Origin of the sequence: Caulobacter sp. 17J65-9, from assembly GCF_010975005.1 — a bacterium.
In the GTDB taxonomy this organism is placed as follows: Bacteria; Pseudomonadota; Alphaproteobacteria; order Caulobacterales; family Caulobacteraceae; genus 17J80-11.
Genome location: NZ_JAAIVC010000158.1, coordinates 1 through 8728, shown reverse-complemented (window position 1 = coordinate 8728; position 8728 = coordinate 1). Strand labels below are relative to the sequence as shown.

At 69.9% G+C, this 8728-nt stretch carries 7 protein-coding genes and 2 pseudogenes; 6 read left to right on the top strand and 3 right to left on the bottom strand.

The window, feature by feature from the left end; translation table 11 throughout:
• Positions 1 to 548, bottom strand: a pseudogene (locus tag G3573_RS17785) (N-acetylmuramoyl-L-alanine amidase); the annotation flags it as partial.
• A 394-nt stretch (positions 549 to 942) separates the two neighbouring features.
• Here G3573_RS17785 and G3573_RS17780 point away from each other — a divergent pair.
• From G3573_RS17780 to G3573_RS17765, 4 genes are all read left to right on the top strand, one after another.
• The gene (locus tag G3573_RS17780) at positions 943 to 3450 is read left to right on the top strand and encodes a ribonuclease E/G (RefSeq protein WP_163263036.1); all 2508 of its coding nucleotides are present in this window, start codon (positions 943 to 945) and stop codon (positions 3448 to 3450) included.
• 77 nt (positions 3451 to 3527) lie between these two features.
• Positions 3528 to 4919, top strand: a complete 1392-nt coding sequence (locus G3573_RS17775) for a M48 family metalloprotease (protein ID WP_163263035.1) — start codon at positions 3528 to 3530, stop codon at positions 4917 to 4919.
• 14 nt (positions 4920 to 4933) lie between these two features.
• Positions 4934 to 5641: a DsbA family protein gene (locus G3573_RS17770; protein WP_163263034.1), complete on the top strand. Its 708-nt coding sequence runs from the start codon at positions 4934 to 4936 to the stop codon at positions 5639 to 5641.
• A gap of 143 nt (positions 5642 to 5784) precedes the next feature.
• A complete protein-coding gene (locus tag G3573_RS17765) occupies positions 5785 to 6966 on the top strand; it encodes a patatin-like phospholipase family protein (protein ID WP_205598336.1) in 1182 nt (393 codons plus the stop codon).
• Between the two features lie 9 nt (positions 6967 to 6975).
• Here the strand turns inward: G3573_RS17765 and G3573_RS17760 are convergent, their stop codons facing one another.
• Both G3573_RS17760 and thiS read right to left on the bottom strand, forming a co-directional pair.
• Entirely contained in the window at positions 6976 to 7764 is a 789-nt protein-coding gene (locus G3573_RS17760; RefSeq protein ID WP_163263032.1) for a thiazole synthase, read from the bottom strand.
• Positions 7764 to 7961: a sulfur carrier protein ThiS gene (gene thiS, locus G3573_RS17755; protein ID WP_163263031.1), complete on the bottom strand. Its 198-nt coding sequence runs from the start codon at positions 7959 to 7961 to the stop codon at positions 7764 to 7766. The genes G3573_RS17760 and thiS overlap by 1 nt, the downstream gene beginning before the upstream one ends.
• Positions 7962 to 8037: 76 nt before the next feature.
• Between thiS and G3573_RS17750 the strand changes: the two genes are divergently transcribed.
• On the top strand, positions 8038 to 8490 hold the full coding sequence (locus tag G3573_RS17750; RefSeq protein WP_163263030.1) for a type II 3-dehydroquinate dehydratase: 453 nt from the start codon (positions 8038 to 8040) through the stop codon (positions 8488 to 8490).
• A 16-nt stretch (positions 8491 to 8506) separates the two neighbouring features.
• Positions 8507 to 8728, top strand: a pseudogene (locus tag G3573_RS17745) (acetyl-CoA carboxylase, biotin carboxyl carrier protein); the annotation flags it as partial.

Genomic DNA, 8728 nt, shown 5'->3' with positions numbered 1-8728 from the left:
GGGTCGATGACCACCACGCGGCGGGTCGAGCGCGGACGCGGGTCGGCGGCCACGGCCGGCGCCCTCGTCTGCACCCTCGCCGGTGCGCCGCCGGCGGCGACGCGCGACTGCGAGCCCGGGCGGGCCTCGAGGTCGACGACGTAGCGGTAGACGTCCACGCCGTCGCCGGGCGGCAGCAGGAAGCGCCGTTTGACCACGGCCTCGCGCGACAGGGTGAGATTGACGCGCGCGGCCCCGCCGGCGCGTTCCACCGACCAGGCGCTCACCAGGCCGGTCCCCCTGCCCTGCAGCGCGCCGGGCGCGTCGACGCCGGGCAGCGACAACACGACCTTGCGCGGATCTGTCCCGACGATCTGGCCTTTGACGGAACGGTCGAGGTCGACCACGACGCGGGTGCTGACGGCGTCGCCGCCCAGGCGCACCTTGAGCACGCCGCCGGAGGCCGAGCCACGGCCAGCGCCGACGCCCAGGGCGACGGCCGCCGCGACGGCGACGACGGCGAGAAGTCGCCCACCTCCGCCGAACAGGGGCCTCAGCCGGCCGAACATCCCACGCTCCGACAAGTCGCTAGAGCCAGCATAGATGGCTCAGGCGGATTCATAATGGGTTAACACACGGGGCGGTTGCCGAGGCGCTTTCATTTTCCGCGCGAGTGTTGCTAAAGTCACCTGTCGCGCGACCGGCTGGGGCGTAAACCGCCGCTGAGGGCGCGCACTCCGCGTCGTATGTTCTTTCCAAAGCACACCTCGACGCCCACTTTCATCCGACGCGCCGTCCGGCGCGACAGGGAAACTTTGAGCCTTATGGGCAGCGTCGCACCCGCTCATCTCCGGCCTGACGCCGACCGCGCACCGCGCGGCGGGGCGGACCGTGCGCGCGCCCTCCGACAGCAACACCGGCGCCCGGCCTTCGTGCCCGATGCGCGCCGTGGAGACCCTTTGAATGCCCAAGAACATGTTGATCGACGCGGCGCATGCGGAAGAAACCCGCGTCGCCGTGGTGGACGGTCCCCGGGTTGAGGAATTCGACTTCGAAAGCCGCGCCAAGAAGCAACTGCGCGGCAACATCTATCTGGCCAAGGTGACGCGGGTCGAACCCAGCCTCCAGGCCGCCTTCGTCGAGTACGGCGGGAACCGGCACGGTTTCCTCGCCTTCAACGAAATCCATCCGGACTACTACCAGATCCCGGTCGCCGACCGGGAAGCGCTGATGGCTGAGGCCGACGACGAGGACGACGACCTCGACGCCGCCGGCGAGGACGAAGACGAAGAGCTTCCGGCCGAAGAGGCGCGCCTGCGCCGTCGGATGATGAAGCGCTACAAGATCCAGGAAGTGATCAAGCGCCGGCAGATCCTGCTGGTGCAGGTCGTCAAGGAAGAGCGCGGCAACAAGGGCGCGGCGCTGACCACCTACCTGTCGCTGGCCGGCCGGTACGGCGTGCTCATGCCCAACACCGCCCGCGGCGGCGGCATCAGCCGCAAGATCACCCAGGCCACCGACCGCAAGCGCCTGAAGGCCGTGGTCCAGAGCCTGGACGTGCCGCAGGGCATGGGCCTGATCGTGCGCACCGCGGGCGCCGCCCGCACCAAGGCCGAGATCAAGCGCGACTACGACTACCTGCTGCGGGTGTGGGAGAACATCCGCGAGACCACCCTGCACTCGATCGCGCCTGCGCTGATCTACGAGGAAGAGAGCCTCGTGCGTCGCGCCATCCGCGACATGTACGACAAGGACATCGACGCGGTCCTGGTCGAGGGCGACGAGGCCTACAAGGAAGCACGCGACTTCATGCGCATGCTGATGCCTTCGCAGGCCAAGAAGGTTCAGCACTACCGTGAGCCGACCCCGCTGTTCGTGAAGGAACGGGTCGAGGACGTCCTGGCGCAGATCTACTCGCCGGTCGTGCCGCTGAAGTCCGGCGGCTACCTGGTGATCAACCAGACCGAAGCCCTGGTCGCCGTGGACGTGAACTCCGGCCGCGCCACCAAGGAACGCAACATCGAAGCCACCGCGCTGAAGACCAACCTGGAGGCGGCCGACGAAGCCGCCCGCCAGCTGCGTCTGCGCGACCTGGCCGGCCTGATCGTCATCGACTTCATCGACATGGAGGAGTCGAAGAACAACCGGGCCGTCGAGAAGCGGCTGAAGGACGCGCTGAAGGACGACCGCGCCCGCATCCAGATGGGCAAGATCTCGCCCTTCGGCCTGATGGAGATCAGCCGCCAGCGCCGCCGCACCGGCGTGCTGGAAGGCACCACCCACGTCTGCGAACACTGCCAGGGCGCCGGTCGCGTGCGCTCGGCCGAGTCCGCGGCCCTGCAGGCGCTGCGCGCGGTCGAGATCGAGTCGGTGCGCGGCGGCGCCGGGGCCATCACGCTGCGCCTGCCGGCCGCCGTGGCCCTCTACGTGCTGAACGAGAAGCGCGCCTTCCTGATGCGCCTGCATCAGACGCAAGGCCTGTTCGTCAGCGTGGTGGTCGACGAGAACCTCGCCCACGCCGAGCACGCCATCGAGCGCACCGAAACCTCCGAACGTCCGCCGGCCCTGATCGAGGCCGCCCCGGTCCGCCAGCTCTATGAGGCGCCGGAGATCGAAGAGGTCGAGGAAGAGGAAGAAGAAGAGGACGAGACCGAGGACGAGGCCGAGGCCGAGGGCGAAGAGCGCGCCGCCGCGCCCGCCGCCGGCGAGTCCGAAGGCCGCCGTGGTCGTCGTCGTCGTCGCCGTCGCGGCGGTCGCCGCGACGAGTTCGAGGCCCGCGGTCCCCGCGTCGTCGAAGCCGAAGCCGGCGAGGAAGACGAGGGCGAGGAAGAGGACGAAGAAGGCGAAGCTGTCGCCGGCGAGCACGAGGACGAGGACGGCCGTCGCCGCCGTCGCCGTCGCGGCCGCCGCGGCGGGCGTCGCATGCGCGAGGAAGGTCGCACGCGCGATCCCTACACCTGGACCCGCGCCCGCACGCCGTCGCTGGACGACCCGTACGTCTGGTTCGACCCGCTGGAACGTCAGGAAGCCCGCGAGGCCCCTGCCCCGGTCGAGCGTGAGCCCGAACGCGAGCGCGAACGCGATCGCCGCCCCCGCCGCGAGCCGGTGCTGACCGTGGTCGAGACCCCGGCCGTCGTCGTCGCCGAAGCCGCCGCCGAGCCGGTCGAAGCCGCGCCGGAGCCGGTGGCCGAGGAAGCGCCGGCCAAGCGCCGCCGCGTGCGTCGCAAGGCGGCCGCCCCGGTCGCCGCCGAAGCGGCCGCCGTCGAGGTCGAGACCGTGGCTGTCGAAGCCGTCGCCGAGCCGGAAGAGACGCCGGTCGAGGAGCCGGTCGTGCTGGCCCACTTCCAGCCGGTCGTGCTGGAGACGCCGCCGACCGCGGTGGAGCCGGTCGCCGCGCCGGAACCCGATCCGCACCAGATCTCGGCCCCGCCGGCCACGCCCAAACGCGGCTGGTGGCGCGGCCGCGGCTGACGGACTAAATTCGGCCACGGGACGCGGTGTTGAATGCCGCAACGGCGCGGTAGGGAAAGCAGGAGCTCAAGTCGCCCATGATTTCCTCCAAGCGCGCGTCGAAGCTCGTGGCCGGCCTGCTGATGGTCGGCGTCGCCCTGGCGGCGCCGGCCGCCCAGGCCATGAACATGATCCGGGACACCGAGATCGAGGAGATCATCCGCAAGGAGGCCAACCCGGTCCTCACGGCCAGCGGCCTGAACGCGGACGACGTCGATTTCTACCTGGTGGCCGACAAGGAACTGAACGCCTTCGTCACCGGCGGTCAGAACATCTTCATCCACACCGGCCTGATCCAGGAAACCGAGAACCCCAACCAGCTGCTGGGCGTCATCGCCCACGAAGCCGGCCACATCTCCGGCGGCCACATGATCCGCTCCGGCGACATGAACCGGGCCGGGATGAAGCCCTTCCTGCTGACCATGGGCCTGGGCGTGCTGGCCGCGGCGCTGGGCGCGCCCGACGCGGCCGGGGCCCTGATCGGCAGCTCGCAGTACTTCGGCGCCCTGGGCGCCCTGAACTATTCACGCGTCCAGGAAGCCGCCGCCGACCAGGCGGGCGTGGCCGCGCTGGAAAAGGCCGGCCTGTCGGGCCGCGGCCTGGTCGAGTTCTTCGACAACTTCCGCTACCAGGAAGTCTTCTCCGAAGCGAAGCGCTACCAGTTCTTCCGCAGCCACCCGCTGTCGTCGGAACGCATCGAGGGCCTGCGCCGGCGGGTCGAGGCGCAGCCGCACTACAGCGAGACCGACTCGCCCGAGGCGATGGCCGCCCACGCGCTGATGAAGGCCAAGCTCAACGCCTTCCTGAGCCCGCCGCAGCAGATCTTCATCAAGTACTCGGAGAAGGACACCTCCTTCCCGGCCCGCTACGCCCGTACCATCGCCTACTACCAGGCCACCGAGCCGGAGAAGGCGCTGAAGTCGCTGGAGGCCCTGCTGGCCGAGCAGCCGAACAACCCGTACCTGTGGGAGCTGAAGGGCCAGATCCTGTTCGAGAGCGCCCGCGCCGGCGACGCCGAACCGGCCCACCGCCGCTCGGTGGAGCTGAAGCCCGACGCGCCGCTGCTGCGCATCAACCTGGCCCAGACCCTGCTGGCCGAGAACACTCCTGAGAAGACCGAGCAGGCGATCCAGGAGCTCGGCAAGGCGCTGACCGTCGAGAAGGACAACGCCTTCGCCTGGCGGCTGCTGTCCGAGGCCTTCGATTCCAAGGGCATGCCCGGCCAGGCCCGCCTGGCCGCGGCCGAGTACCACTACGCCGTCGGCGAACTGCGCGAAGCGCGCGTCTTCGCCATGCGCGCCCGCGAGCACCTCGAGAAGAACACCCCCGACTGGCGCCGCGCCACCGACATCGTGCTGGTGTCGGACCCGTCGGACGACGACCTGAAGACGATCGCCCGCGAGGACCGCGGCCCGTCTCCCTCCAACTGACCCGGACCCTGCCCATGCGCCTTGCGACCGCCCTCTCCGCCGCCTTGCTGCTGGCCGCCTGCTCGCGCGAGCCGGCGGTGGAGAAGGACTTCGGCGACAAGGTCCGCGCCTACCTGCTGACCCATCCCGAGGTGATCGAGGAAGCGGTGGTCAAGTTGCAGGAGAAGCGGACGGTCGAGGCCAAGGCCAAGGCCGGCGACCTGCTGCGCCAGCACGCCAAGGAACTGACCGCCGACAAGCGCGACTTCGTCGCCAACCCGAACGGCAAGGTCACGGTCGTCGAGTTCTACGACTACCGCTGCGGCTTCTGTAAGTCGGCCACCCCGCAGATCGCCGAGCTGATCCGCTCCGACCCGAACGTGCGCTTCGTGTTCAAGGAGTACCCGATCTTCGGCGACGTCTCCGACCGCGCCGCCAAGGCCATGATCGGAGCGAAGGACAGCGGCAAGTACCTGGAGCTGCACAAGGCGCTGATGGCCGAGAAGTCGCTGGACGACGAGGCCCTGGCCCGGATCTTCGCGGCCCACGGCCTGAACGCGGCGCAGATGATCGCCAAGGGCGGCGCCAAGGCCGAAGCCCAGATCCTCGAAACCGAAAAGCTGGCCGCGGACCTCAGCATCGACGGCACGCCCGCCTTCGTGGTCGGCGACCAGATCGTCCACGGCGCCGACATGGCGGCCCTGACCGCGGCGATCGCGGAAGCGAAGAAGAAGTCGACGTAAGCCGCCGTCGCCACGGGGGCGGCTCGGGGTTTCACCCGATAGGTGGGCCGATCGGCCTCTGCTAACCAGCGGCCATGCGGCCTCATGGGCGGCGAGTTCCGAAGCGTGCGCCGGTCGCGCACCGGCCGAAGCCCCTCGCCCTCTTGCTGACGATCCTGCTGACGGCGGCCCTGGCGGGCTGCATCACGCCAGGCCGGGGGGCGGCCGTTCCCGACGAGCTGACCGCCCAGGCGCAGCCGGTGATCCCGAACGTGCGCTACTGGCCGACCCGCGATCCGGACGTGCTGGTCCGCGCGGCCGCCGCCTCGGTCGAACGGGAGAAGGCCTGGCTCGCCAGCCAGGGCCCGGGCGCCCATCCCGAGCCGATCACCTTCCTGGCCGTATCGGGCGGGGCCGAGGAAGGCGCCTTCGGGGCCGGCCTGCTGGTCGGCTGGAGCGAGACCGGAACGCGGCCGGAGTTCAGGGCGGTCACAGGGATCAGCACCGGCGCCCTGATCGCGCCCTTCGCCTTCCTGGGCCCGCGCTACGATCCCGTGCTGGAGGCGACCTACACCGAGGTCTCGCGGCGCGACATCTTCCGACGGCGCGCGATCACCGCCGCGGTGCTGGACGACGCCATGGCCGACACCGCCCCGCTGGCCGCCCTGATCGACCGGTATGTGACGCCCGAAGTGCTGGACGAGATCGCCGCGGAGTACGCCAAGGGGCGGCTGCTGTTTGTCGGCACGACCGACCTCGACGCCCGCGAGCCGGTGATCTGGGACATGACGGCGATCGCCGCCAGCCGTGATCCGCACGCGCTGGAGCTGTTCCGCAAGGTGATGCTGGCGTCCGCCTCGATCCCGGGCGCCTTCCCGCCGGTGATGATCGACGTCACCGTCGACGGCCGGCGCTATCAGGAGATGCACGTGGACGGCGGCGTCGCCCACCAGGTGTTCCTCTACCCCTCGTCGTTCCGGCTGACGCCGTTCGTCTGGGCGCCCGACCGGCCCCGCACAGTGTACGTGATCCGCAACGCCCGGCTGGATCCGGACTGGTCCAGGATCGACCGCCGCACCCTGACCATAGCCGGCCGCTCGGTCGGGGCCCTGATCCACAGCCAGGGGATGGGCGACCTCACCCAGATCTACCTGCTGGCCCGCCGCGACGGGGTCGACTTCAAGCTGGCCTATATTCCACCGAGCTTCGACGTGCCCAAGCGGACCGACTTCGACACCGAATACATGCGCGCCCTGTTCGCCTACGGCCACGACCTGGCCCGCACCGGCGATCCCTGGCACGACCTGCCGCCGGACTATCCCGTCAGCCCGTCGCCCGCGCCCTGAGGGCGGCGATCAGATCAGCCCGGCCAGCGGGCTGGACGGGTCGGCGTAGCGCTTCTTGGGCATGCGGCCGGCCAGGTAGGCCTCGCGGCCGGCGATGACCGCGTGCTTCATCGCGTTGGCCATGCGGATCGGGTCCTTGGCCTCGGCGATGGCGGTGTTCATCAGCACGCCGTCGCAGCCCAACTCCATGGCCACCGCGGCGTCCGAGGCGGTGCCGACGCCGGCGTCGACCAGCACGGGGACGGTGGTCTGCTCGACGATCAGGCGAATGTTGACCGGGTTCTGGATGCCCAGGCCCGAGCCGATCGGCGCGCCCAGCGGCATGATGGCCGCGGCGCCCGCGTCCTCCAGCTTGCGCGCATAGACCGGGTCGTCGGAGCAGTAGACCATCACGTCGAAGCCGTCGGCGACCAGCAGCTTCAGGGCGCTCAGGGTCTCCGCCATGTCCGGATAGAGGGTCTTGGCGTCCGACAGCACTTCCAGCTTCACCAGGTTCCAGCCGCCCGCCTCGCGCGCCAGGCGGAGCGTGCGGATGGCGTCCTCGCCGGTGAAGCAGCCTGCCGTATTGGGCAGGTAGGTGAAGCGGTCCGGCTTCACGAAGTCGGTCAGCATCGGCTGGCTGACGTCGGACAGGTTCACCCGCCGCACCGCCACCGTGACGATCTCCGCGCCGGCGGCTTCAGCCGCCGCGGCGTTGGTGGCGTAGTCCTTGTACTTGCCGGTGCCGACGATCAGGCGCGAGCGGAAGGTCCGGCCCGCAACCGTCCAGGTGTCCTGGGTCTGCATAGAACCGTCCATCAACCGCCTCCTACGAACTGCACGATCTCGATCCGGTCGCCCTCGGTCAGGCCGGTCATGGCGTAGGTCGAGCGGGGCACGATGGCCAGGTTGCGCTCGACCGCCACCTTGCGGACGTCCAGGCCCAGCTCCTCGACCAGGCCCGCCACGTCGGCCGCGGCCACCTCGCGTTCCTCGCCGTTGATCAGAAGCTTCATAAGGTCACTCCGGGAGCGGAGCTTGTGACCCCGGACGCCCGACGATACAAGTGCCCGGCGTTTGCGCGGGGGGCGAATGTCCAAACCCATCTACGTGCTCAACGGGCCCAACCTGAATCTCCTCGGGGTCCGCGAGCCGACCGTCTACGGCAAGGCCACGCTGGAGCAGGTGCGCGAGCTCTGCGAAGCGCGGGCCGACACCTTCGGACGCAAGGTGGTGTTCCGCCAGACGAATCACGAGGGGGAGTTGATCGACTGGGTGCAGGAGGCGCGTGAGCAGGCTTGCGCCCTGGTCCTCAACCCCGCAGGCTACGGCCACACCTCGGTTTCTCTCCTGGACGCGCTCCGGACCTTGCCTATCCCGGTCGTGGAGTGTCATTTGTCCAACCCTGCCGCTAGGGAACATTTCCGGCGGCATTCGTTTGTCGCCCTGGCGGCCGCCGGGACGATCTCGGGCTTCGGCCCGCTCAGCTACGAACTCGCCGTCGACGCGGCGCTGCGCCTGTGCGGCGCGGTCCGCGCGGCGTAAGCCTAAGGTTTCTTGCATGTCCAACGGTAAAGCTCCTGGCGATCAGATCGACGCACGTCTCGTGCGCAAGCTCGCCGACATCCTCCGCGATACGGAGCTCACCGAGATCGAGGTCGAACAGGGCGAGCTGAAGATTCGCGTCGCGCGCCAGGGCGCCGTGGTCGCGGCTCCGGCGGTGTACGCCGCCGCCCCGATGGCCGCTCCGGCCCCGATGGCCGCCGCCGCGGCGCCGGTCGCC

Excerpts from the sequence above, each read along its gene's own strand:
- G3573_RS17775 (WP_163263035.1), top strand. The coding sequence starts at position 3,528 with ATGATTTCCTCCAAGCGCGCGTCGAAGCTCGTGGCCGGCCTGCTGATG.
- G3573_RS17770 (WP_163263034.1), top strand. The coding sequence starts at position 4,934 with ATGCGCCTTGCGACCGCCCTCTCCGCCGCCTTGCTGCTGGCCGCCTGC.
- G3573_RS17760 (WP_163263032.1), bottom strand. The coding sequence starts at position 7,764 with ATGGACGGTTCTATGCAGACCCAGGACACCTGGACGGTTGCGGGCCGG.
- G3573_RS17780 (WP_163263036.1), top strand. The coding sequence starts at position 943 with ATGCCCAAGAACATGTTGATCGACGCGGCGCATGCGGAAGAAACCCGC.
- thiS (WP_163263031.1), bottom strand. The coding sequence starts at position 7,961 with ATGAAGCTTCTGATCAACGGCGAGGAACGCGAGGTGGCCGCGGCCGAC.
- G3573_RS17750 (WP_163263030.1), top strand. The coding sequence starts at position 8,038 with ATGTCCAAACCCATCTACGTGCTCAACGGGCCCAACCTGAATCTCCTC.